Here is a 21,934-nt window from a genome sequence, read left to right as displayed (position 1 = left end):
GGGGTGCGATGCCACAATTCCCGCCGGCCGGCTTGTTGCGCCCAGTCCACGGACATTGGCGAAAAGCGGCGGCGCGGCGACGGGCGCATTGCGGCGGGCGAGCGGTCATCCTAAACTCGCTTCATCTTGGCGCCCCGTGATTAGGAAGGGACAGGGGAGGAACATGGATCGCACGATCCTGGCACAGGCGAACTTTCCAAAGGTGGACCGCAAGCAGTGGCTGGAGCTGGTCGCCCGCTCGCTCGGCAAGGATACGGACTATGAATCCCTCATCCGCCACAGCGACGACGGAATCGGCATCGAACCGCTCTACGAACGGGCCGCCGATGCGCACGCCCTGCCCCGCATGCGGCCCGAAGCGCCGTGGACGCTGGTGCAGCGCATGGACGATCCCGACCCCGTGCGGGCAAACGCGCAGGCGAAGGAAGACCTGGAACAGGGGGCCGCGGGCCTTTCGGTGATCTTTGCCGGCGCGCCCAATGCCTTCGGCTACGGCCTGCCGGCCAGCATGGAAGCGCTGGAGATCGCGCTCGCCGATCTGCCGCTGCGCAACGTGCATCTGCGCATCGACGTGCACCCCAACAGCCGTGCCTCGATCGACTGGCTGGTGGAGGTGCTGCGCCGCATGCGCGCCGACCCTGCCCGCCTCAGCCTTTCTTTCGGCATCGACCCGGCCTCGCTGTTTGCCGGCACGGGCCGGCTGCGCATGTCGATCGAGGCGCTGGAGGCTTCGATGCCGCAGTCGCTGGCCGGTTTCTTCGCCATGGCGCTGCCCGGCATCCTGCTGGAGGCGGATGGCCGCGTCTTCCACAATGCCGGGGCGACGGAGGCGCAGGAGCTGGGCATCATGCTCGCCTCCGCCGTCTCGCATCTGCGCATGTTCGAGGAGGCGCGGCAGCCCCTGATCTATGCCGCGCCCCATATCGGCTTTGCGCTTTCGGTGGACCAGGACCAGTTTCTCGCGACCGCCAAGATCCGGGCGCTGCGCAGGTTGTGGGCGCGCATGCTGGAGGCCTGCGCCATCGACCCGGTGCCGGTGGCCATCCATGCGGAAACCTCGTACCGCATGATGACGGCGCGCGATCCCGAAACCAACATCCTGCGCACCACCATCGCCGCCTTTGCCGCGGCAACAGGCGGGGCCGATTCCATCTCCGTGCTGCCGCACACCATCACGCATGGTCTGCCGGATGCCTTTGCCCGCCGGCTGGCCCGCAACACGCAGCTCATTCTGGAAAAGGAATGCCATCTCGACTTCGTGGCAGACCCTGCGGCCGGGGCAGGCGGCATCGAGGCGCTGACCGAGGGGCTGTGCGAGAAGGCGTGGGAGGAATTCCGCCAGATCGAGAAGGAAGGCGGCGTTCTGCGCAGCCTCGCCGCCGGGCACATCCAGAAACGTGTGGCCGCCGCGCGCATGGAGCGGCTCGGCAAGATCCGCGAGGGCGAGCGCAAGATCATCGGCACCACGGTCTACACCATGGACCGCGAGCGCCCCGTCACCACCCTCGCCGCCGAACGGCAGCCCATGCCGCGCGACGGCGCCGTGGCCTGCGATCCGCTTCCTGCCTCTCGCCTCGACGAGGGGCTTGGAGGGGGCGAATGATCCCCGATTTCACCCGCCTCGCCTGGTCGGCACCGGCGAAGGCGGGCGGCGAGCGCCCCGAAGGCCGGCGCGAGACGCCGGAGGGAATCGCCATCCGCCGCAGCTATGGCGAGCAGGATCTCAGGGGCCTGCCCTTCCTTGAGACCTATCCGGGCCTGCCGCCCTTCATCCGCGGTCCCTATCCCACCATGTATGCCCAGCGCCCGTGGACGATCCGCCAATATGCGGGATTCTCCACGGCGGAGGAGTCGAACGCCTTCTACCGCCGCAACCTGGCAGCGGGCCAGAAGGGCCTCTCCGTCGCCTTCGACCTGGCCACGCATCGCGGCTACGACAGCGATCATCCGCGGGTGGCCGGCGATGTCGGCATGGCGGGGGTGGCGATCGATTCCATCCTCGACATGCGCCAGCTCTTCGAGGGCATCCCGCTCGACAAGATGAGCGTTTCCATGACCATGAATGGCGCCGTGCTGCCCATCATGGCCCTCTACATCGTTGCGGCCGAGGAGCAGGGGGTCGCCCAGAAGGACCTTGCCGGCACCATCCAGAACGACATCCTGAAGGAGTTCATGGTCCGCAACACCTATATCTATCCGCCGAAACCCTCCATGCGGATCATCTCCGACATCTTCGCCTATACGGCTGAGCACATGCCGAAGTTCAACTCCATCTCGATCTCCGGCTATCACATGCAGGAGGCGGGAGCGACGGCGGATCTGGAGCTGGCCTACACGCTGGCCGACGGCATCGAATATGCCCGCGCCGGCCTCAAGGCCGGGCTTGCCATCGACCGTTTCGCGCCGCGCCTTTCCTTCTTCTTCGGAATCGGCAAGGACTTTTTCATGGAGGTGGCGAAGCTGCGCGCGGCGCGGCTGCTGTGGGCCGCCCTCGTCAAACGAAGCTTCTCACCGCAGGACACGCGCTCCCTCGCGCTCAGGACCCATTGCCAGACATCCGGCTGGTCGCTCACTGCCCAGGACCCCTACAACAACATCGTGCGCACCATGGTGGAGGCGATGGCCGCCACCCAGGGTCACACCCAGTCACTGCATACCAATGCCTTCGACGAGGCGCTGGCGCTGCCGACGGACCACTCTGCCCGCATCGCCCGCAACACGCAGCTCGTTCTGCAGGCGGAATCCGGCACCACGCGCATCATCGACCCCTGGGGCGGCTCGGCCTTCGTCGAGCGGCTGACCCACGATCTTGCCGCCCGCGCCCTTTCCCACATCGAGGAGGTGGAGGGCATGGGCGGCATGGCGGCCGCGCTGGAGAAGGGCGTGCCCAAGCTGCGCATCGAGGAAGCGGCCGCGCGCGCCCAGGCGCGCATCGATTCGGGCGCGCAGACGATCGTCGGCGTCAACCAGTTCCGCCCGGAGGCGGAGCGGGAGGTGGAAATCCTCAAGATCGACAACTCGCAGGTGCGCGCCCGCCAGCTCGCCAAGCTGCAGCAACTGAAGGGCACGCGTGACGTGGCCGCGGTGGAAAGTGCGCTCGGTGCGCTGACCGAGGCAGCGAGGAAGGGCGACAATCTTCTTGCCTTCGCCATCCGCGCGGCGCGCGCCCACGCCACGGTCGGCGAGATCTCCGCGGCACTGGAAAAGGTCTTCGGCCGCCATGTGGCAGAGACGCGCACCATCTCCGGCGTCTACCGCAGGGAGGTGGGCGAAGACCCGGCCGTGGCACGGGCGGAGGAGAAGATTGCCGCCTTCCGCAAGCGCAGCGGGGCGGCGCCGCGCATCCTTGTCGCCAAGATCGGCCAGGATGGCCACGACCGCGGCCAGAAGGTGATCGCCACGGCCTTCGGCGATCTGGGTTTCGAGGTGACGGTCGGCGCCATGTTTCAGACGCCCGATGAGGTGGCCCGGCAGGCCGTGGAGAAGGACGTGCATGTCGTTGGCGTCTCCTCGCTTGCCGCCGGTCATCTCACCCTCATTCCCGAGCTGAAGGAAGCGCTCGAAAAGCGCGGGCGCGGCGACATCCTCATCGTTGCCGGCGGCGTCATTCCGCCGGGCGACCACGAGGCCGTGCGCCAGGCGGGTGCGGCCGAGATCTTTCCACCCGGAACCGTTCTGGCGGAAGCGGCAGAGCGGCTTGTCGACACACTCCTTGAACGGCTCTGAAACCTTTTGGCACCTATCCTTGCGAAACCGCAAGCGGGGGTGGGCCGGTATGGCCAAACGAGGAGTTTGCCATGATTCAGGTGTATTGCATCGAGGATGATCATCTTCGCCAGGTCGACCTGCAGCCGACGGATTCGCTGCCCGACAATGCGCTCTGGATCGACCTGCTCAACCCCACTCCCGAGGAAGACCAGGCCGTGGAGGGCTGGACGGGCGCGGCCATTCCCACCACCGAGGACATGGTCGAGATCGAGGAGTCGAGCCGCTTCTACACCGAAGGCGGGGTGAAATACCTCACCGTGCCGCTGCTTCATGCCGTGGGCAAGGAACAGCGGAGAATCGCGCCCGTTTCCTTCATCCTCACCGGCCGACGGCTTGTCACCGTACGCTACAGCGAGCCGAAGGCCATCGCGCTCTATGCTGGCCGTGCCTGCAAGCCCGGCAGCGGGCTCCTCGCGCCCGGCAGCGGCGGGCTCTCGGTCATGCTGGGCATCGTCGAGGCGGCGACGGACCGGCTGGCCGACATACTGGAAGGCGTGACGGAAGAGATCGAGACCGCCTCGCAGGCCATCTTTCACCGGCAGGGCGCCGACCGCCCGATGAGCACCAAGGAGTTCCGCCGGCTGCTGACGCGCATCGGCGGCCAGGGCACCTTTCTTTCCAAGGTGCGCGAGAGCCTGTCGGGCATCAGCCGGCTGCTCGCCTATGTCCGCGCCGCGGTGGAAAGCGGGGAGTCGCGCCGGGAATCACGGGTGTGGATCAAATCGCTGGAGCGCGATATGCAATCCTTGGAAAACTATGTCGACTTCCTGTCGAACAAGACCACCTTCCTGCTCGATACGATCGTCGGGCTGATCTCGGTGGAGCAGAACGCCATCATCAAGATCTTTTCCGTCGCCGCCGTGGGGCTGATGCCACCCACGCTCATCGCTTCCATCTACGGCATGAACTTCCATTTCATGCCGGAACTCGACGAGACGTGGGGCTATCCGGCGGCGCTGCTTGCCATGGTGGTGTCGGCCATTCTGCCGCTGTTCTACTTCCGCCGGAAGGGGTGGCTGTAGACGCGGCGGCCACGCGCAGCCCACGAAGCCGGGCCGCCCGGCGGACGAGCAAGACAGGATTGCCGCAACCCGCGAGTGCGCGGCCACCTCGAACCTGAGAAGAGCGGCTACAGCATTTTGCAGCCAGATGGAATCATCTGGCGTCGCGCAAATGCGGCAAAACAGACAGATGGACCGGATCAGCGTTTCATTGAAACGATGAACCGGTCTAGCGCAGCATCTGCTTGACGATGCCGCTGGCCTTGCCGAGGTCCATGCGGCCGGGGAACTTCTCCTTCAACGCGTTCATGCAGCGTCGCATGTCGCGCAGGCCGTCTGCGCCCACCTCGTGGACCACCTCGGCGCAAACCTGGCGCATGTCGTCCTCGTTCAGCGGGCGGGGCAGGAACTCGGAGATGATCCCGATCTCCTCGCGCTCCTGCTCGGCAAGCTCGAGGCGGTTGCCCTCCTCGAAGCCCTTGGCCGATTCCTGCCGCTGCCTTACCATTCGCGTCAGGATTTCCATGATGTCGTCATCGCTTACCGGATCCTTGCCGGCCCCGCGATTGGCGATGTCGCGATCCTTGATGGCCGTCTGGATCAGGCGCAGCGTCGCGACACGTCGTTTGTCCTGCTTCTCAACGGCGTCTTTCAGCGCCTGGGCGATTTTCTCGCGCATGGCATTCATCTCCCGTCGCAATGGCGACCATAACGCTGACCGCCCTGCGACGCAAAGGGTTTTCTGTTTTCGTAAGCCACTGGAATTCTTGCGTTAATTCTTTGCAAGCCATTTTCTCGCGGCGATTGACCGCGTGCTGGCCATCCTCTATTGTCCGCGCCCGCATGGGCCCGCATCGTGTTTGCCCGGTTTGCGGTTTCGCACCGTCTCCCGGTCTGTCGTGCCGGGCCATATGACCCAGTGCGGGCAATATTTCAAGGCCAGCCTATAAGATGGAGATTTGAGATGGCGACGACAAGCGCCCCCTGGAGCGAAACCAAGCCAACGGCGCTCCTGGTGCTGGCCGACGGCACGGTGGTCGAGGGCATGGGGCTGGGTGCGAGCGGCAAGGCGGTGGGCGAGGTCTGCTTCAACACCGCACTCACGGGCTACCAGGAAATTCTCACCGATCCCTCCTATGCCGGCCAGATCGTCACCTTCACCTTTCCGCATATCGGCAATGTGGGGGCGAATGACGAGGACATCGAGGACCTGCACCCCGCCCAGCGCGCCGGTGCGGTGGGCGCCATCTTCCGCGCCGATGTCACCGGGCCGTCCAACTACCGCGCGGGCGAGCATCTGGATGCGTGGCTGAAGCGGCGCGGCATCGTGGCGCTTTCGGGTATGGACACACGGGCGCTGACCACGCTTCTGCGCGAGAAGGGCGCTGCCAACGCGGTCATCGCCCACGCGCCGGATGGACAGTTCGACATCGAGACGCTGAAGGCCGAAGCCAGGGCATGGAGCGGTCTCGTCGGGCTGGACCTGGCCAAGCAGGTGACCTCCGGCCAGTCCTCCACCTGGAAGGAGACGCCGTGGGTGTGGGACGAGGGTTTCGGCACCGCCGACGAAACCGGGATGCACATCGTCGCCGTCGATTATGGCGTGAAGCGCAACATCCTGCGACTGCTTGCAAGCCTGGGCGCGGAGGTGACGGTGGTGCCGGCCACCAGCACGGCGGAGGACATTCTGGCCATGAAGCCGGACGGCATCTTCCTCTCCAACGGGCCGGGCGACCCCGCGGCGACGGGCGAATATGCGGTGCCGATGATCCGCGAGCTTCTGAAGCACGACATCCCGATCTTCGGCATCTGCCTCGGGCATCAGATGCTGGCGCTGGCGCTTGGCGCCAGAACGGTGAAGATGCACCAGGGCCACCATGGAGCCAACCATCCGGTCAAGGATCACACCACCGGCAAGGTGGAGATCGTGTCGATGAATCACGGCTTCGCGGTGGATGGAAAGAGCCTGCCGGACGGCGTGGAGGAGACGCACGTCTCCCTCTTCGACGGCTCCAATTGCGGGATTGCGCTGAAGGGCCGGCCGGTCTTCTCCGTCCAGCACCACCCGGAAGCCTCTCCCGGGCCGCAGGACTCGCACTATCTCTTCCGCCGGTTTGCCAATCTCATCCGCGAGCGGCGGGGAGAGCCGGCACTGGCAGAACGCTGAAGGCGCACGCTCAGGGCTTCAGATCGGACCGTTGAAGGTATCGCAGGCGCTCAGCCGGCCGGTTTCGAGGCCGCGGGCAAACCAGTACTTGCGCTGCTCGGACGTGCCGTGGTTGAAGCTTTCGGGCACCACATAGCCCTGGGTGCGCCGCTGCAGCGTATCGTCGCCGATCTGATGGGCCGCGTTCAGCGCCTCCTCGATATCGCCTTCCTCGAGCAGCCCCTTCTGCGCCGTATGGTGCGCCCAGATGCCGGCGAAGCAATCGGCCTGCAGCTCCACGCGTATGGACATGGCGTTGGCCTCGGCCTGGCTCATGCTGCGCCGCATCTCGTTGAAACGCGGCAGCACGCCGATGACGTTCTGCACGTGATGGCCCACCTCGTGGGCGACCACATAGGCGCGGGCGAAATCGCCGGCGGCGCCGAAACGGCGCGCAAGCTGATCGAAGAAATCGAGATCGAGATAGACCTTGCTGTCGGTCGGGCAATAGAAGGGTCCCACCGCGGAGGAGGCAAAGCCGCAGGCCGAGCCAATGTGCCCGGCGAACAGGACAAGCGCAGGCTCGGGATAGGTGGCGCCCTGCGCCGAGAAAAGGTCGTGCCAGACGTCCTCGGTCTCGGCCAGGACCACGCGGACGAACTGGCTCATCTCGTCATTGGCGGCGCTGCGCTGGACGGCACCGCCGCCCGCAGCAGGATTCTCGGCCAGCATCTCCATAGGGTCGATGCCGACGGCACGCAGGCCGAAGAACAGGATGACGAGAATGACGATGGTGGACAGGCCACCCTTTCCGCCACCTGCCCGGCCGATGGGCAGGCGGATTCGCCCGCCTGGGAAGGGCCGGCCGGCGGTGCGCCCGCGGCGATCCTCGACATTGGTGCTCTGACGGCGCCCTCTCCAGCGCATGACTGCTTCTCCTGCCTTCGCCCCCCACTTTTTTTGGACGTTAGCCGAACCGGATCATCGAGTCATGTCCGCCGGGCGCTGCGGGGCAAGCGGGCCGGCAGGCCGCAGGCCACCCACCTCGATGCCGCGCCAGTTCTTCAGCGTCGGCTCGGCCATGGCCGCAAGCGCGGTGCGCAGGCGATCTCCCTCGGGCAGAAGCCGGGCAAGGGTAGCGGCGATCATCACCTCGGCCGCCCGCCCCGCACCGTCATCGCATTTGATGGCAATGCCGAGGCCCAACTCGGGAATGGCGGCGCAAAAGACACCTTCCGCGCCGCCCTTGGTGAAGAGTCGGCCGCCGCCTGCCTGCATCATCGCCGTGTCGGCGCAGCCGGTGCCGGCCACATAGAACGGTTCGGCCGTGCAGGCGGCGAAGAGGCGCTTCGCAGCGGCGGCGCGGGCCGCAGAAAGGCCGGCGCCGGACGCCATGCGCGCGAAACCCCGCGCCAGCGCCATCAGCGGCACCGCATAGGTGGGGATGGAACAGCCATCCGTGCCGCAGGCATCGACGGCATGGACGGCGCCCGTCACCCCTTCCAGCGCCTCGCGCACCATGTCCTGGAGCGGGTGGCCCTGGCCCACATAGCCGCGATGGTCGATGCCAGCCTGAACGCAGGTACACAGAAAGCCCGAATGCTTGCCCGAACAGTTGTTGTGCAGCGCCCCCGGTGAGCCGCCCTGGCGGGCGAGCGCGATCGTCGCCTCATGGCTGGTGGGCCAGTGGGCGCCGCATTCGAGGGCGGTTTCGTCGAGGCCGACGCGGGCGAGCATGGCGCGCGCCAGCTCCACATGCGCCGGCTCGCCGGTGTGCGAGGCGCAGGCAAGCGCGATCTCGCGATTGCCGAAACGCAAGGCATCGGCGGTGCCGCTTTCGATGAGCGGCAGAGCCTGGATGGCCTTTACCGCCGAGCGGGGAAAGACGGGCCTTTCCACCTCTCCGAGGGAAAGCACCGTGCCGCCATCGGCATCGACCACCGCGACAGCGCCGCGATGGCGGCTTTCCACGACGCCGCCGCGCAGCGCCTCGACCAGAATGGGATTTGCCATGCTCTCACCACGATTGCAGGGATCATTTTGCTGTATGCCGCTACAGGCATGGGGTAAAGAACGGGTGCCGTGCGGAAAATCAAGCGTCTTGCGATCCTTGTTCTCTTCCTTTTCCTTCTGCCTGCGGGTGTCTTCGCCGGCTGGTGGGCGGTGAAGGAACGCCCCTCTTCCTGGCGCACGGCGGACTGGAGCGCCTCCGGCCTGCTGCCACCTGCCAAGGAAGACCCGCAAGCGGCCATCTATGTGCTGGCGGCACGCACCGGCGGCATGAAGGGCGCTTTGTCCGTGCATAGCTGGATCGTGCTCAAGCCGCAGGGCGGCGCCTATGAACGCTACGAGAAGGTGGGCTGGGGCCGGCCGGTGCGCCGCAACGCCCATCCGCCCGACGGGCTGTGGTATTCCAACCCGCCCTTTGTGGTGAAGGCTGTGACGGGCGCGCAGGCCGAACGGCTGATGCCGCAGGTGCGCGCGGCCATCGAGCGCTATCCGTGGTCCCGGCCCGGCGACTACGTGATCTGGCCGGGTCCGAACTCAAACTCCTTCGTCGCGCATGTGCTGAACGCCGTGCCCGCACTCGGCGCCTCCTTGCCGCCCCACGCCATCGGCCGCGACTATCGCCCGGGCCTTCTGGTGTTCGAGCACGATGCGGACTGGACGGACTACCGCCTCTCCCTGGGCGGCTATGCGGGGCTTGCGCTGGGACGCGACACGGGGCTGGAGATCAACTTTCTGGGGCTTGTGGCCGGCATCGACATTCTGCGCCCGGCGCTCAAGCTTCCCGGCTTCGGCCGCATCGCGCCATGGGGAACGGCATCGGCTCAGTCGGGGCGCGAGAGATCGGCCACGCAGAAGCCGCCATCCACCACCAGTGTATGGCCGGTGACGAAGCCCGCCTCCTCCGAAAGCAGATAGGCAACCGCCGCGGCGATGTCTCCCGGCTCGGCGGCGCGGCGCTGGGGCGTTGCCGCGAGCCAGGCGCGCCGGCGCTCCATATCCTCGTCGAACGCGGATGGCGAGGTCTCCACCAGGCCGGCGGCCACGCAATTGACGCGCACGCCGCGCGCGGCAAGCTCCAGCGCCATGACCTCGCTCATCAGCTTCACGCCGGCCTTCGAGGCACCATAGGCGGCATTGCCGCCATTGGCGCGCAGGCCGCTGACGGAGGCGAGATTGACGATCGACAGCCCCTCGCCCATGCGCGCAAGCGCCGCCTGGGAGGCAACCAGCGTGCCAACCAGATTGATGTCGAGAAGCTGCCGGAACAGCTCGGCACTCGTCTCCTCGAAGGGTGTTTCGCGGCGGATGCCGGCGCAGTTGACGAGGGCGGAAAGCAGCCCGTGCGCGTCCACCGCCGCATCGAAGGCTTCGGCCACCTCGTCCTCGTCGGTAACGTCGGCGGCGAGAAAGACGGCCTCCTCGCCGGCAAGCCGGTCCTCCGCCTCGGCAAGCGCAGCGCGATCGGAATCGATGAGCGCCACATACCAGCCATCGTCGAGAAGGCGCTCGGCCACGGCAAGGCCAACGCCGGAGGCACCGCCGGTGACGACGGCCGTCCTGTTCATCCTTCCCTCCGCCCGACGGGGCGGGTGCATGACACTGACGCCATGGCCGATTCCCTGTGCGGCTTTCATTGATAACACATCGCGATGGCGCGGTCGCGGGTCTCGCACCTTGCCTTTGCACGTCCGCTCCCTGCGGAGCCTGTCACTTTTTTCTTGATTGATCAATCAATCAATAATAAACCATCCCCATGCCCAGGATCGGAATGGAACCCCTGCGCCGCCGCGCGCTCATTGATGCCGCCATCGACGCCATCGGCGAGCGCGGCTCGCTCGAAGTCACCATGGCCGAGATTGCCGGCCGCGCCGGCGTCTCCCCTGCCCTGGCGCATCACTATTTCGGCGCCAAGGAGGATCTGCTCCTTGCCACCATGCGCCACATCCTGGCCGAGCTGGGGCGGGACCTGGGCGAGGCGGTGACGGGGCTTGAGGGGCTTGCGCGGGTGCGCGCCATCATCGCCGTCAACTTTTCACAGAAGCAGTTCCGGCCGGAGATCATCGCCGCATGGCTGGCCTTCTATGTGGCTGCACAGCGCACGCCGGCGCTCAGGCGCCTTCTGCGCGTCTATGCGCGGCGGCTGCATTCCAACCTCGTCTTCGCGCTCAGGCCGTTGCTGGAGCGGGACGAGGCAGAGCGCACCGCCGAAGGAATCGCGGCGATGATCGACGGGCTTTACATCCGCCGCGCGCTCAAGGACGGCCCGCCGGACGCCGCATCGGCAATCGCGCTGGTGGAGGATTATGTCGCGCTGCGTACAGGAGGTCTGCGTCATGGCTGAGGCCGATTACGTGATCGTCGGGGCGGGCTCGGCAGGCTCGGCGCTCGCCTACCGCCTGTCGGAGGACGGCAGGCATTCGGTGATCGTCATCGAATATGGCGGCAGCGACGCCGGCCCCTTCATCCAGATGCCGGCTGCCCTCTCCTTCCCCATGAACATGGCGCGCTATGACTGGGGCTACACAACGGAGCCGGAGCCGCATCTGGGCGGGCGGCGGCTGGCCACACCGCGCGGCAAGGTGATCGGCGGCTCCTCCTCCATCAATGGCATGGTCTATGTGCGCGGCCATGCGCGCGACTTTGACCATTGGGCCGAGGCCGGCGCCAGGGGATGGTCCTTTGCGGAGGTGCTGCCCTATTTCAAGCGCATGGAGAACGCCAAGGCCGGCGAGGACGGCTGGCGTGGCCGGGAAGGCCCCCTGCATGTGCAGCGCGGACCGCGCCGCAATCCGTTGTACGATGCCTTCATCGAGGCGGGCCGCCAGGCGGGGTTCGAGCTGACCGACGACTACAACGGCGCCAAGCAGGAAGGCTTTGCAGCCATGGAGCAGACCATTCACAACGGCCGCCGGTGGTCTGCCGCCAATGCCTATCTGAAACCGGCGCTGAGGCGGCAGAACGTGAGTCTTGTCAGGGGCTTCGCGCGCCGCGTTGTGATAGAGAATCAACGCGCCGTGGGCGTGGAGATCGAAGCTCACAAGACGATTCAAGTCGTTAAGGCGCGGCGTGAAGTGATCGTCGCCGCATCGGCCATCAACGCACCCAAGCTGCTCAAGCTGTCCGGCATCGGGCCGGCGCAGGAGCTGCGCCGCCATGGCATCGCTGTGGTGGCGGACAGGCCGGGCGTCGGCGAGAACCTGCAGGACCATCTGGAACTCTATATCCAGCAGGAGTGCCTGCAGCCGATTACGCTGCATTCCAGCCTGGGGCTGCTGTCGAAGGCGCTGATCGGCGCCCAGTGGCTGTTCTTCAAGAGCGGGCTTGGCGCTTCCAACCATTTCGAGGCGGCGGCCTTCGTGCGCTCGCGCGCGGGGGTGGAATATCCCGACATCCAGTATCACTTCCTGCCTGCCGCCATCCGCTATGACGGAAAGGCGGCAGCGAAGACGCACGGTTTCCAGGCCCATGTGGGACCGATGCGCTCGAAGTCGCGCGGCAATGTCACCCTTGCCTCCCCCGATCCGTGGGCCGCGCCGAAAATCCGCTTCAATTACATGGCGCATGAGGAAGACTGGGCCGATTTCCGCCATTGCATCCGGCTGACGCGCGAGATTTTCTCGCAGCCGGCCTTCGCGCCCTATCGCGGCCGCGAGATCGCGCCGGGCGAGGAGGCGACCAGCGACGAGGCGCTCGACGACTTCATCCGCGAGCACGTGGAAAGCGCCTATCACCCCTGCGGCACCTGCCGCATGGGCGCGCCGGACGACCCCATGAGCGTGGTCGACCCGGAACTGAGGGTGATCGGTGTCGAGGGCCTCAGGGTAGCCTGTTCCTCCGTTTTCCCGCGCATCACCAACGGCAACCTCAATGCCCCTTCCATCATGGTGGGCGAGAAGGCGGCCGACCACATTCTCGGCAGACCGCTGCTGCCGCCGTCCAATCAGGAGCCGTGGATCAATCCGCGCTGGCAGGTTTCGGACCGCTGACCGCGCCTTCGGACGCATTCGCGTCGGAAAAGACTGCCATCCTCCGGGATCATGCGTCACGCCAAGGAAGACAACCCCATGCACGCCCAGCCCAAAGCATCGCACTACATCAACGGCGCCTTCGTGGAGGACGAAAGGGGGGCTGCCCTCGATGTCGTCTATCCGGCGACGGCCGAGACGATCGCGCGGCTGCATCTGGCCACGCCCAACATCGTGGAGCTCGCCGTCGAGGCCGCGCGTGCGGCACAGCCGGCCTGGGCGCAGATGAAACCCATGGAGCGCGGGCGTATTCTGCGCAAGGCGGCAGAGCTTGTGCGCGCGCGCAATGCGGAGCTGGCACGGCTTGAGACACTGGACACCGGCAAGGCACTTCAGGAGACGCTGGTGGCCGACCCGGCCTCGGCCGCGGATGCGCTGGAGTTCTTCGGCTGTGCCATCGCCGTCTACAATGGCGAGCATATCGAGCTAGGCGGTCCCTTCGGCTACACGCGGCGCGAGCCGCTCGGCGTGACCGTGGGCATCGGGGCGTGGAACTATCCCATCCAGATCGCCGCATGGAAGGCCGCCCCGGCGCTTGCCGCCGGCAATGCCATGATCTTCAAGCCGTCGGAAAACACGCCGCTCACCGCGCTGGCGCTTGCCGAAATCCTCACCGAGGCCGGCCTGCCCGCCGGGCTCTTCAATGTCGTGCAGGGTGCAGGCGAGGTGGGCGCGGCACTCGTCGGCCATCCGGGGGTTGCCAAGGTCTCGCTCACCGGCTCGGTCGAAACGGGCAAGAAGGTGATGGGCCTTGCCGGCAGCCAGATGAAGCACGCCACGATGGAACTCGGCGGCAAGTCGCCCATCCTCGTCTTCGACGATGCGGACGTGGAAAATGCCGTCGGCGGCGCGATGCTGGGAAATTTCTACTCCACCGGGCAGATCTGCTCCAACGGCACCCGCGTGTTCGTGCAGAAGGGCATCTACGCGCGCTTCCTGGAGCGCCTTACCGCGCGCACCCGCGCCATCCGGCTGGGCGATCCGCTCGACCCGGAGACGCATCTGGGCCCACTCATCTCCGCCGCGCAGCGCGAGCGGGTTCTCTCCTATATCGAGGCGGGCCGGCAGGAGGGCGCGCACCTGCACCTTGGCGGTGGTGTGCCCAGCCTCCAGGGACTCGAGAAGGGTTTCTTCGTCGAGCCCACCATCTTTACCGAGGTGCGCGACGACATGCGCATTGCGCGTGAGGAGATCTTCGGGCCCGTGATGTGCGTCTTCTCCTTCGAGACGGAGGAAGAGGCCATCGCGCGCGCCAACGACACGGAGTTCGGCCTGGCTGCCGGCGTGTTTACCCGCGACTTGGCGAGGGCCCATCGCGTGGTCGGCCGGCTGCAGGCGGGAAGCTGCTGGATCAACGCCTACAATCTGACGCCGGTGGAGCTTCCCTTTGGCGGCGTCAAGAACTCGGGCATCGGCCGGGAGAATGCCCTCACCGCCCTCGACCACTATTCGCAGATCAAGGCTGTCTATGTGGAAACCGGCGACGTGGAGAGCCCCTATTGAGGCCGGGCTGCAGATGGCGATCACTGGCAAAGCCCTGGAAACCGGGCGGCCAACGCGACAGAGCCGGAGCGGGACGCCGGATTGATCCAGCGCCCCATTTCCCTGGAAGATCAGATTGGCCCGGAGCGTGCGTGAACAGCGTGTCCGGGTCTTTCTGATTCCAAGGGTGACATGCAGTGGAAGAATCCACATGGCAGTCACTTCCGGTTGGAGAGCGAAGCCGTCGCCACGGTCGGGGTGGCCCATCCTCCCCGAACGCGCCGGCCGGCGCGGCGCTGCCGCTTCCGCCCCCTATGCGCCTGCGGGCCTGCGACCCGCGAAGCGCAATCTTGGCGGTGGAGATGGAGAGTGCCGGCTTATCCGGTGGGCGAAAGCATTTCGGCTTGCAGAGGAAGGGCGTGGCCGCTATAAGCCCGCCGTCGGGTCGCGGAGTGTAGCGCAGTCTGGTAGCGCACCTCGTTCGGGACGAGGGGGTCGCAGGTTCGAATCCTGCCACTCCGACCAATTTTACCGAATTTTTACCGAAGCCCTCACAGATCATGCGCAATCTTCCCTCGATTGCATGTGAGGCTTTCATGACGAAAAAGCTCGCGACCTTCTGCCTGCTGGGAGCTATGATGGCTGCCGTGGCCGGCTGCTCCACCACGGAGAAGACGATTGCCGGCGCGGCTGCCGGCGGTGTGGGCGGCGCGGTGGCCGGCAACGCGATCGGCGGCAGCGGCGGCGCGCTGGTGGGCGGCATTGCCGGGGCCGCCGCAGGTGGCCTGATCGCTCGGCGCCTTTGACGCATCAGGAGGCGCGCCGCGCCTCCTTCCCATGCTTACGGATGTCGCCGAGTCGCAGGGCCTCGGCCCTGGCCATCATCAACGGGCCCACCCCCTTGGGATCATCGGCGACGACGGGTTCGCTCAGATAATAACCGGGCGTGCCGTTCCGATAGCTGCCTGATGGACCGCCGAGCCCGGCCACCTGGCAGATGCCACCGAAGCGCAGCCTGCCATGCCGATCCGCTTGCAGGGCGCGATGCGAAAGGGCTGCGAGGCTTTCCCGACCGATGGCTGCGGCTGTGTCGAGCAACCCCAGGCGACCGGCCTTCATGAAGGCGTAGGCCAGCATCGCCGTGGCCGAGCTCTCGGCGTAGTTGCCGGAAAGGTTCGGCTGGTCGATCACCTGCAGCCACATGCCCTCCCGCGTGCGAAAAGCAGCGATGCGCTGGAGCAGGGCTGTGGTCTGCCGCGCCACGCCCGACTCCTCCGCGCGCGCTGGGCCGATCAGGTCCGCAATGTCGACCAGCGCCATGGCGAGCCAGCCGAGCGCGCGCGCCCAATGGGCGGGCGAGCGGCCGGTGCGGGGATCGGCCCATCGCTGGCGGCGGCTTTCGTCGTAGCCGTGGACAGGCAGCCCGGTGGCTTCCTCGTGGGTGAGGACGAGCGCCGTGCGAAGCTGGATCAGCGCATCCTCGACGAGCGCCGCCCGGCCCGTCATACGGGCATATTCGATCTGGAAAGGAAGACCCATGTAGAGGCCATCGAGCCATACCTGCCAGGGATAGATCTTCTTGTGCCAATAGACGCCGGAGCGGGTTCTGGGATGGGCGGCAAGCTGCCTTGCAAGCAGCCGGGCGCCGGCGGCATATCTCTCCTCGCCGGTCAGACCGTGAAGATAGATGAGTGCGCGACCGGAAAGCACATGGTCGATGTTGAACTCCTCGACCGAATAGCCCGACAGCTCTCCACCGGCCGAGACCTGCGCGTCGACCAGGCGCTGCAGATGGGCAAGCCAGCGCCTCTCGCCGGTGGCCGCATGGAGCTGCGCAAGCCCGCGATAGATGCAGCCATCCTCATAGCACCAGGCGCCGCCCTTGTAGGGCGCATAGGCCGCAGCATAGCTGTCGAAATACTCCATCATGCCCCTACCCTCCCGAAGGCCGGAGGGGCCGTCCCCGCCCCTGCGCGGCGAAATGCGCCGGCGGGCGGAAGAATGGGCACATGGGGAGCGGTATGGCGCTGAATCATCGGCAACCAATCGGAAAATTACAGGCAGAAAAGGAAGGCGGCGGCGCAGGCCGCCGCCACGGGCGGGATCAGAAGCCGGCCAATACGTCGTTCACGCCGTCGACAATCTCCTGCGCCGCTTCGGCCGCCGAGATCTGGCCATAGGCCACGGCCTCAAGCGTGTCGGCAAAAATCTCGCGCACGTCAGGATGCTCGTTGAAGGGAGAGACCGTGGGACCCTCGGCTTCCATCACGATCTTGTGCGCCTGCAACAGATTGGGATCGATCGCGCCGCTTTCGGCCAGCGTCTGCGCGGCAATACGGCTTGCCGGAATACCGCGCGTGTCGCCCAGGGCGTTGATGCCCTCGGGCTCGTTCAACAGGCAGTTGACGATCTGGGCCGCAGCGCGCGGGTTCTCGCTGTTGCGCGAGATGGAGAAAAGCATGGAGGGCTTGCGGTAGACGCCCTGCGTCACCGCGCCGTCGACGGTCAGGATATCCACGGGAACGAGCGAACCTTCGGCAATGGGATCGTTGAACTTCTTGTAGGTCGAATCCCATTCATAGGAACCGGCGATCTTTCCTTCCGACCAGGCGGGAAGCTCGAAAAGGCTCACATTGCCGCCGGCCGCGACCGTCTTCCAACCGCGGATGACGCCCTTTTCCGCAAGATTCTGGTTGAACTCGATGCCCTTCTGCAGCTCCTCCGGCGTCCAGGCGACGGTGTTGGTCTCGGGATCGACCAGGTCCTTGCCCGTCATCTGTGTCGTCACCAGCGAGACATTGAGGATCGCGCCCAGCCCGTCTCCGCCCTGCGCATCGAAGGGATAATAGTCCTCGCCGAGCTTTTCCTTGAAGACGGCGGCGGCGGCAATCAGCTCGCCCCAGTCGGAAGGCAACGGCAGGCCGGCCTTGTCGAAGGTGGCCTTGTTGAAGAAGAAGACGCGGCCGGTGGTGGAGACCGGTAGACCGTTGAGCCTGCCGTTTACCGTGGCGCTGTCGAGCTGGGCCTTCGACCACTGGCTCAGGTCGATGATGTCCGCAAATGCCTTGAGATCGGCGAAACCGTCGCCTTCCAGCGAGAACAACGGCAGCCAAGGCCAGTTGATTTGCATGATGTCGGCCTCGGTGCCACCGGCGAGTTGGGTGGCCACCTTCTCCTGATGGCCCGACCAGCCGGTAAACTCGGGCTGGATCGTGTGGCCGTGCTTCTCGCCGCAGGCCTTGAGTGCGGCCTGCGTGGCCGCGTGGCGGCTGTCGCCTCCCCACCAGGACATGCGCAGATCTGCCGCCGCAGCGGCGCCCGTGCCGCAGGCCAGGACCACGGCCAGCGCTGTCATCATCCGTTTCATTTCAGTCCTCCCGTTTTTCCTTCGGTTTCAGGCGTTGCCCGCGAGGGAGACGTTCCTTTCCGTCTCCCGATCGAAGATGTGAACAGCCGTCTCGCGCGGGGCGAGGCGGATGCGGTCGTCGCGGATGTCTTCAGGGCGGTACTGCTCGGAGGGCACGACGACGACGAGCCGGATGCCGGCGATGTCGACATGAAGGTAGACCTCGTGGCCCATGAACTCGATGTGAGAGACATGTCCCTCCAGCGCATTGGCCTCATCGGGCGCGGCGATGCGCAGGTGCTGCGGGCGCACGCCGAAGAGAACGGTTCTCCGGCCGTGCGTCTCGAGTCGGGCGCCAAGCGCCTCTCCGAAGGCCAGCGTCTGGCCGGCAACGCACAGATTGATGCCGCCATCGACACCCAGAGTGCCCTCGATCAGGTTCATCTCCGGCGAGCCTATGAAGCCGGCGACAAAGGCATTCGCCGGCCGGTTGTAAAGCGTGACGGGATCGGCCACCTGCATGATGCGGCCGTCCTTCATCACACAGATTCGGTCGCCCATCGTCATGGCTTCCGTCTGGTCATGGGTGACATAGACCACGGTGGAGGACTGGCCTTCGCGCTTCAGCCGCTTGTGAAGGTCGGTGATGCGCACGCGCATGGAAGCACGCAGCTTGGCATCGAGATTGGACAGCGGCTCGTCGAAGAGGAAAACATCCGGCTTCTTGATGAGCGCGCGGCCCACCGCCACGCGCTGCGCCTGGCCGCCCGAAAGCTGCTTGGGCAAACGCTCAAGAAGCGGGTCGATTTCCAGAATGCGCGCCACAGCGCGCGTCGCTTCCTCGATTTCCGGCTTCGGCCTGCGCTTCAGCTTCAGCCCGAAGGCCAGATTGTTGCGCACCTTCATGTGGGGGTAGAGCGCATAGTTCTGAAACACCATGGAGACGCCGCGCTGGCCGGGCGGCAGGTTGTTGACGATGCGCTCGCCGATGCGGATTTCGCCGCCGGTGACGGTTTCGAGCCCCGCGATCATCCTGAGGGTGGTCGACTTGGCGCAGCCGGAAGGGCCGACCAGCACCATGAACTCGCCGTCCGCCACGTCCAGGCTGATGCCATGGACCGCCTTGAAGGCATTGCCATAGACCTTTTCGAGATTCCTGATCTGCAAGCGGGCCATGCGCCTAACCTTTCAATCCACCGGTGGAAATGCCCTCGATGAAATATTTCTGGGCCAGGAAGAACACGGTGAGCGCGGGCACAAGCGCCAGCACCGACATCGCCAGGATGCGGTTCCACTGAAAGGCTTCCGTGGTGTCGATGGACAGCTTGAGCGCCAGGGAAACAGGATACTTCTCGACCGAGGAAAGATAGATGAGCGGTCCCAGAAAGTCGTTCATGGTCCACATGAACTGGAACAGGCACACCGAGATGAGTGCCGGCGCCAGCATCGGCACGACGATGAACACCAGTGTCTGCCAGGTGTTGGCACCGTCGACGCGCGCCGCCTCCTCCATGTCGCGCGGGATGGCGCGCAGGAACTGGATGAGCATGAAAACGAAGAAGGCGTCGCCCGCGAAGGCCGAAGGCACCCAGAGCGGCAGGAACGTGTCCAGCCAGCCGAGATCGCGGAACAGCAGGTATTGCGGGATGCGTGTGACCACATTGGGCAGCAGCAGCGTGGCAATCACCGTGGCGAAGAGGATGCGTTTGCCCGGAAATTCGAAGCGCGCAAAGCCATAGGCCACCGCCGTGCAGGAAATCGCCGTGCCGATCACCTTCGGCAGGATGATCAGGAAGGTGTTCCAGAAGAAGGTAGCGAAGGTGTAGGGCGTCGAGGTCTGCCAGCCCTTGATATATCCGTCCAGGGTCGGCTCCTCGGGAATGAAGCCGGGATTGGCGAAGATCTCCGCGTTCTCCTTGAAGGAGGCGCCGATGAGCCAGATGAGCGGATAGAGCATCAAGAACCCGACGCCGGCGAGGATGGCGTAGCGCACCGCCGAGGAGACCGCGTGCTTGCGGCGGCCCTCGGCCAGGGTGCGCGCCCTCTCCCGCTCGATCTCGGCTTCGCTGGGCGTGGTGGTGTGAACCGTGAACTGCTCTGCCATGGTCAGCTCCGCTTGTCGCCCGCGTAGTAGACCCAGTGCCGCGACGACCAGAAGGCGATCAGTGTCAGCACCATGATGATGACGAAGAGCACCCAGGCGATGGCCGAGGCATAGCCCATGTCGAACTTCTTGAAGGCCTCCTCGTAGATGTAGAGCGGCAGCAGATAGGTGGATTTCAGCGGCCCGCCCTCCGTGATGACATAGGGGCCGTTGAACTCCTGAAAGGCCTGGACCATCTGCATGATGAGGTTGAAGAAGATGACCGGCGTGATCAGCGGCAGCGTTATGTGAAAGAAGGTGTGCCACTTGCCCGCGCCATCGATGGCCGCCGCCTCGTAGAGCGTCTTGTCGATGCTCTGAAGTGCGGCCAGGAAGATGACCATCGCCGAGCCGAACTGCCACAGACGCAGGAGCGTGATCGTGAAGAGGGCATTGCTCGGATCGCCGAACCAGTTGACCGGCTCGCCGCCAAAGGCCGTGATGAGCATGTTCACGAGCCCGGCATCGGCAAAGATGTAGCGCCACAGCACCGCAACGGCGATCGAGCCGCCGAGTATGGACGGCACATAATAGGCGGTGCGGAAGAGATTGATGAACTTCAGGCGGTAGTTGAGGATGTAGGCGATGAAAAGCGCAAAGGCGAGCTTCAAGGGCACAGTCATGAACACATAGAGCAGCGTCACCGTCAGCGACTTGCGGAAGGTCCGGTCGCGCGTGAACAGCTCGACATAGTTGTCGATTCCCGCCCAGCGTGGCGGACGCATCAGATTGTAGTCGGTGAAGCTCAGATAGAGAGAGGCAACGAACGGGATCGCCGTGAAGACGAAAAGCCCGGCGATATAGGGTGCCACATAGGCCAGCCCCAGATATCTGCTCTCGCCGCCCATCATCGCGCCCCCTTTCGGCGAAGCCGGCCAAAAGTGGAGCGAGCAGCCCCCCTGCCATATGCGAAATCATACATGCTTTTGCAAAGGACGGCGCCGCACAACGGAGCTGGCGGAGCAAACTCCGCCGGCGGCACCGTCATCTCCTCCCAGAATGACCAGATTTTGCGCTTGCCGCATCAAACGGGGCCAGTATCCTACCGCGAAGGCCGGTTTGAAATTGACAAATCTGGAAAAAATGATGGATAAAAATGAAGGTGGCGTGCTGGCGGGGATTCCCGAGAGCGCCCTGAAGCTCACGCTGACGCGCTCGACCATCAAGATGCAACACTCGCGCACATGGCGCGTCGACAAGTCCAACAGCGTGCACGACCTCATCATCTGCCTGACGGGCAGCGGCAGCTATGTGGTGGACGACGAGGCGCACACGCTCACGCCAGGCGATGCCATGCTGATACCGGCAGGCAGTCGCTTCGTGGGCTGGCATGCCTCCGGAGAAGCCTATACGGGCGTGGCGCAGCATTTCACACTTGACCTGTTCGGCAAGCACGACCTGATCGCGCAGATGCGCATTCGCCGGACGGTGCGCTTTTCGCGCTGGGAGCTGATCGAGCCGCTGGTGCACCATTATCGCGACATCGCGCCCGCTTCGTCGACGACGCTCACCCAGCACCACCTGTTCATGTTCATTCTGATTGCATTTCTGGAGGACGCCTTTATTGCCTGGAACGCACCGCCGGTCAGCGCCGTGGGCAATGCGGAGGGAATCTCGCTTGCCATCATGCTGGCGGCGACACGGATCACCGCGGACCCGCTGGACGGGGAAATCGCCGAGCGGGTGGTCACGGACGCGCCCTACAACCCAGACTATTTCAAGCGCGAGTTCCGAAGGCAGATCGGCTGGACACCGCGAAAGTTCCAGGAATTCAAGCGTATGGAACGGGCGATGAATCTGCTGGCCAGCGGCAATTCGGTAAGCGAGACCGCAGCCCTGGTGGGCTATTCCGATGCCTACTATTTTTCCCGCATGTTCAAGCGCCACATCGGCACGAGCCCCGCCGGCTACAAGCTGGCGGTCAGGGAAAGCCAGGACGGCAAGTTCCCACGCGGGGAGGAGGACGGCCAGGTGATCTACCCGCTGGTGGAACGGGTGGAATAGCCCTGGCCC

At 65.4% G+C, this 21,934-nt stretch carries 19 protein-coding genes and 1 tRNA gene; 11 read left to right on the top strand and 9 right to left on the bottom strand.

Going from position 1 to position 21,934, the window contains the following annotated elements; translation table 11 throughout:
- Positions 1-163: 163 nt before the first annotated feature.
- The 3 genes from NYR58_RS10080 to NYR58_RS10070 all read left to right on the top strand — a co-directional run bounded on the left by NYR58_RS10080 (position 164) and on the right by NYR58_RS10070 (position 4,790).
- On the top strand, positions 164-1,603 hold the full coding sequence (locus NYR58_RS10080) for a methylmalonyl-CoA mutase family protein (RefSeq protein ID WP_261520469.1): 1,440 nt from the start codon (positions 164-166) through the stop codon (positions 1,601-1,603).
- Positions 1,600-3,726: a methylmalonyl-CoA mutase gene (gene scpA / locus NYR58_RS10075; protein WP_261520468.1), complete on the top strand. Its 2,127-nt coding sequence runs from the start codon at positions 1,600-1,602 to the stop codon at positions 3,724-3,726. Before NYR58_RS10080 ends, scpA begins: the two co-directional genes overlap by 4 nt.
- A gap of 71 nt (positions 3,727-3,797) precedes the next feature.
- The gene (locus NYR58_RS10070) at positions 3,798-4,790 is read left to right on the top strand and encodes a magnesium transporter CorA family protein (protein WP_261520466.1); all 993 of its coding nucleotides are present in this window, start codon (positions 3,798-3,800) and stop codon (positions 4,788-4,790) included.
- Between the two features lie 208 nt (positions 4,791-4,998).
- Here the strand turns inward: NYR58_RS10070 and NYR58_RS10065 are convergent, their stop codons facing one another.
- Positions 4,999-5,448 (bottom strand): GatB/YqeY domain-containing protein, encoded by a 450-nt coding sequence (locus NYR58_RS10065; protein WP_261520464.1) that lies wholly within the window; start codon positions 5,446-5,448, stop codon positions 4,999-5,001.
- Between the two features lie 285 nt (positions 5,449-5,733).
- Here NYR58_RS10065 and carA point away from each other — a divergent pair, with 285 nt between their 5' ends.
- Entirely contained in the window at positions 5,734-6,936 is a 1,203-nt protein-coding gene (gene carA, locus NYR58_RS10060) for a glutamine-hydrolyzing carbamoyl-phosphate synthase small subunit (RefSeq protein ID WP_261520463.1), read from the top strand.
- An 18-nt stretch (positions 6,937-6,954) separates the two neighbouring features.
- Here the strand turns inward: carA and ypfJ are convergent, their stop codons facing one another.
- Together ypfJ and NYR58_RS10050 are read right to left on the bottom strand one after the other, a co-directional pair.
- Positions 6,955-7,842 (bottom strand): KPN_02809 family neutral zinc metallopeptidase, encoded by an 888-nt coding sequence (gene ypfJ / locus NYR58_RS10055; RefSeq protein ID WP_261520462.1) that lies wholly within the window; start codon positions 7,840-7,842, stop codon positions 6,955-6,957.
- A 54-nt stretch (positions 7,843-7,896) separates the two neighbouring features.
- Positions 7,897-8,928, bottom strand: coding sequence for an asparaginase (locus NYR58_RS10050; protein WP_261520461.1), 1,032 nt, complete (start codon positions 8,926-8,928; stop codon positions 7,897-7,899).
- Between the two features lie 69 nt (positions 8,929-8,997).
- On the opposite strand from NYR58_RS10050, the gene NYR58_RS10045 reads away from it, so the two are divergent.
- Entirely contained in the window at positions 8,998-9,840 is an 843-nt protein-coding gene (locus NYR58_RS10045; protein WP_261520460.1) for a DUF3750 domain-containing protein, read from the top strand.
- Here NYR58_RS10045 and NYR58_RS10040 read toward each other — a convergent pair.
- Positions 9,747-10,490: an SDR family NAD(P)-dependent oxidoreductase gene (locus tag NYR58_RS10040; RefSeq protein WP_261520459.1), complete on the bottom strand. Its 744-nt coding sequence runs from the start codon at positions 10,488-10,490 to the stop codon at positions 9,747-9,749. The genes NYR58_RS10045 and NYR58_RS10040 overlap by 94 nt on opposite strands.
- Before the next feature lie 188 nt (positions 10,491-10,678).
- On the opposite strand from NYR58_RS10040, the gene betI reads away from it, so the two are divergent.
- The 5 genes from betI to NYR58_RS10015 all read left to right on the top strand — a co-directional run bounded on the left by betI (position 10,679) and on the right by NYR58_RS10015 (position 15,238).
- Positions 10,679-11,266, top strand: coding sequence for a transcriptional regulator BetI (betI, locus tag NYR58_RS10035; protein ID WP_261520457.1), 588 nt, complete (start codon positions 10,679-10,681; stop codon positions 11,264-11,266).
- Entirely contained in the window at positions 11,259-12,911 is a 1,653-nt protein-coding gene (betA, locus tag NYR58_RS10030; protein WP_261520456.1) for a choline dehydrogenase, read from the top strand. Before betI ends, betA begins: the two co-directional genes overlap by 8 nt.
- A gap of 78 nt (positions 12,912-12,989) precedes the next feature.
- Positions 12,990-14,453, top strand: coding sequence for a betaine-aldehyde dehydrogenase (gene betB / locus NYR58_RS10025; protein ID WP_261520455.1), 1,464 nt, complete (start codon positions 12,990-12,992; stop codon positions 14,451-14,453).
- A gap of 427 nt (positions 14,454-14,880) precedes the next feature.
- Positions 14,881-14,957: transfer RNA gene (locus NYR58_RS10020), tRNA-Pro, on the top strand.
- A gap of 71 nt (positions 14,958-15,028) precedes the next feature.
- On the top strand, positions 15,029-15,238 hold the full coding sequence (locus NYR58_RS10015) for a hypothetical protein (protein ID WP_261520453.1): 210 nt from the start codon (positions 15,029-15,031) through the stop codon (positions 15,236-15,238).
- Positions 15,239-15,242: 4 nt separating this feature from the next.
- Here the strand turns inward: NYR58_RS10015 and NYR58_RS10010 are convergent, their stop codons facing one another.
- The 5 genes from NYR58_RS10010 to NYR58_RS09990 form a co-directional block, all read right to left on the bottom strand.
- On the bottom strand, positions 15,243-16,361 hold the full coding sequence (locus NYR58_RS10010) for a glycoside hydrolase family 88/105 protein (protein WP_261520452.1): 1,119 nt from the start codon (positions 16,359-16,361) through the stop codon (positions 15,243-15,245).
- Between the two features lie 175 nt (positions 16,362-16,536).
- Positions 16,537-17,799, bottom strand: a complete 1,263-nt coding sequence (locus tag NYR58_RS10005; RefSeq protein ID WP_261520451.1) for an ABC transporter substrate-binding protein — start codon at positions 17,797-17,799, stop codon at positions 16,537-16,539.
- Positions 17,800-17,826: 27 nt separating this feature from the next.
- Positions 17,827-18,954: an ABC transporter ATP-binding protein gene (locus NYR58_RS10000; protein ID WP_261520450.1), complete on the bottom strand. Its 1,128-nt coding sequence runs from the start codon at positions 18,952-18,954 to the stop codon at positions 17,827-17,829.
- Positions 18,955-18,958: 4 nt separating this feature from the next.
- Positions 18,959-19,882, bottom strand: coding sequence for a carbohydrate ABC transporter permease (locus NYR58_RS09995; RefSeq protein WP_261520449.1), 924 nt, complete (start codon positions 19,880-19,882; stop codon positions 18,959-18,961).
- A 2-nt stretch (positions 19,883-19,884) separates the two neighbouring features.
- On the bottom strand, positions 19,885-20,769 hold the full coding sequence (locus NYR58_RS09990) for a carbohydrate ABC transporter permease (RefSeq protein WP_261520448.1): 885 nt from the start codon (positions 20,767-20,769) through the stop codon (positions 19,885-19,887).
- Positions 20,770-21,007: 238 nt separating this feature from the next.
- Between NYR58_RS09990 and NYR58_RS09985 the strand changes: the two genes are divergently transcribed.
- Positions 21,008-21,925, top strand: coding sequence for a helix-turn-helix domain-containing protein (locus NYR58_RS09985; RefSeq protein WP_261520447.1), 918 nt, complete (start codon positions 21,008-21,010; stop codon positions 21,923-21,925).
- Positions 21,926-21,934 lie beyond the last annotated feature (9 nt).

The sequence above is a fragment of the Chelativorans intermedius genome (assembly GCF_025398255.1).
Lineage (GTDB): Bacteria > Pseudomonadota > Alphaproteobacteria > Rhizobiales > Rhizobiaceae > Chelativorans > Chelativorans intermedius.
This window is presented reverse-complemented; position numbering and strand designations above follow the sequence as displayed.

Excerpts from the sequence above, each read along its gene's own strand:
- NYR58_RS10080 (WP_261520469.1), top strand. The coding sequence starts at position 164 with ATGGATCGCACGATCCTGGCACAGGCGAACTTTCCAAAGGTGGACCGC.
- scpA (WP_261520468.1), top strand. The coding sequence starts at position 1,600 with ATGATCCCCGATTTCACCCGCCTCGCCTGGTCGGCACCGGCGAAGGCG.
- NYR58_RS10070 (WP_261520466.1), top strand. The coding sequence starts at position 3,798 with ATGATTCAGGTGTATTGCATCGAGGATGATCATCTTCGCCAGGTCGAC.
- NYR58_RS10065 (WP_261520464.1), bottom strand. The coding sequence starts at position 5,448 with ATGCGCGAGAAAATCGCCCAGGCGCTGAAAGACGCCGTTGAGAAGCAG.
- carA (WP_261520463.1), top strand. The coding sequence starts at position 5,734 with ATGGCGACGACAAGCGCCCCCTGGAGCGAAACCAAGCCAACGGCGCTC.
- ypfJ (WP_261520462.1), bottom strand. The coding sequence starts at position 7,842 with ATGCGCTGGAGAGGGCGCCGTCAGAGCACCAATGTCGAGGATCGCCGC.
- NYR58_RS10050 (WP_261520461.1), bottom strand. The coding sequence starts at position 8,928 with ATGGCAAATCCCATTCTGGTCGAGGCGCTGCGCGGCGGCGTCGTGGAA.
- NYR58_RS10040 (WP_261520459.1), bottom strand. The coding sequence starts at position 10,490 with ATGAACAGGACGGCCGTCGTCACCGGCGGTGCCTCCGGCGTTGGCCTT.
- betI (WP_261520457.1), top strand. The coding sequence starts at position 10,679 with ATGCCCAGGATCGGAATGGAACCCCTGCGCCGCCGCGCGCTCATTGAT.
- betA (WP_261520456.1), top strand. The coding sequence starts at position 11,259 with ATGGCTGAGGCCGATTACGTGATCGTCGGGGCGGGCTCGGCAGGCTCG.
- betB (WP_261520455.1), top strand. The coding sequence starts at position 12,990 with ATGCACGCCCAGCCCAAAGCATCGCACTACATCAACGGCGCCTTCGTG.
- NYR58_RS10015 (WP_261520453.1), top strand. The coding sequence starts at position 15,029 with ATGACGAAAAAGCTCGCGACCTTCTGCCTGCTGGGAGCTATGATGGCT.
- NYR58_RS10010 (WP_261520452.1), bottom strand. The coding sequence starts at position 16,361 with ATGATGGAGTATTTCGACAGCTATGCTGCGGCCTATGCGCCCTACAAG.
- NYR58_RS10005 (WP_261520451.1), bottom strand. The coding sequence starts at position 17,799 with ATGAAACGGATGATGACAGCGCTGGCCGTGGTCCTGGCCTGCGGCACG.
- NYR58_RS10000 (WP_261520450.1), bottom strand. The coding sequence starts at position 18,954 with ATGGCCCGCTTGCAGATCAGGAATCTCGAAAAGGTCTATGGCAATGCC.
- NYR58_RS09995 (WP_261520449.1), bottom strand. The coding sequence starts at position 19,882 with ATGGCAGAGCAGTTCACGGTTCACACCACCACGCCCAGCGAAGCCGAG.
- NYR58_RS09990 (WP_261520448.1), bottom strand. The coding sequence starts at position 20,769 with ATGGGCGGCGAGAGCAGATATCTGGGGCTGGCCTATGTGGCACCCTAT.
- NYR58_RS09985 (WP_261520447.1), top strand. The coding sequence starts at position 21,008 with ATGGATAAAAATGAAGGTGGCGTGCTGGCGGGGATTCCCGAGAGCGCC.